Origin of the sequence: Chromohalobacter sp. HP20-39 (genome assembly GCF_033052815.1) — a bacterium.
In the GTDB taxonomy this organism is placed as follows: domain Bacteria; phylum Pseudomonadota; class Gammaproteobacteria; order Pseudomonadales; family Halomonadaceae; genus Chromohalobacter.
This window is the reverse complement of the sequence record NZ_JAWHTP010000507.1, coordinates 1-290: the sequence shown is the minus strand read 5'-3', so window position 1 is coordinate 290 and position 290 is coordinate 1. Positions and strand designations below refer to the sequence as shown.

Genomic DNA, 290 nt, shown 5'->3' with positions numbered 1-290 from the left:
GGCCTGCATGCTGACGCTGCCCACAGGGCGGCGCACCTCGCGCCGGTTCTGGCGCAGCTCGTGCAGGTTGCCGAGGCGGCGGACGTTGCGCTTGCGCCGGGCGGTGACCCCGTAGCGCAGCCAGTGCTCCTCGGCGGCGATCTTGCGGTCGAGCTTGTGCTGGTCCCGCTCCTCCTCCTCGAAGAAGGCGTCGCGCCACGCCTCGAAGCTGGAGAAGCCCTGGTCGATCCGGCGCGTCTCGCCCCGGTCGAGCCAGATCGTGGCCCGCGACAGGGCCGAAAGGAAGCGCC

Annotated in this window: 1 pseudogene; it reads right to left on the bottom strand. The window is 72.1% G+C overall.

Going from position 1 to position 290, the window contains the following annotated elements:
• A pseudogene (locus tag RVY79_RS18985) lies at positions 1-290 on the bottom strand (ABC transporter ATP-binding protein); the annotation flags it as partial.